The 320-nt window shown below is 43.4% G+C and carries 1 protein-coding gene; it reads right to left on the reverse strand.

Annotated elements, in window-relative coordinates:
* Positions 1-320 (reverse strand): sodium ion-translocating decarboxylase subunit beta (locus B4K20_RS09920; RefSeq protein ID WP_289282761.1); only part of this gene is annotated, 320 nt, incomplete at both ends.

The raw sequence follows: 320 nt of genomic DNA on the forward strand, positions 1-320 counted from the left end.
ATGACACCGGCAACGTTCGGTCCCATCGCGTGCATTAACAAAAAGTTATGCGGATCAGATTCCAAGCCAAGCTTATTCGATACACGAGCTGCCATAGGTACAGCAGAAACACCTGCCGAACCAATCAGTGGGTTGATAGGTTCTTTAATCAGCTTGTTTAACACTTTAGCCATGATGACACCTGATGCCGTACCAATAGCAAATGCGCCCATACCCAGAACCAAAATCCCTAGAGTTTGTAAATCCAGGAATTTATCAGCACTTAATTTTGAGCCTACAGCTAATCCTAAAAAGATGGTGACTGTATTAATCAGCGAGTT

The organism is Methylophaga sp. UBA5088, from assembly GCF_002414625.1.
GTDB classification, from domain to species: Bacteria; Pseudomonadota; Gammaproteobacteria; order Nitrosococcales; family Methylophagaceae; genus Methylophaga; species Methylophaga marina.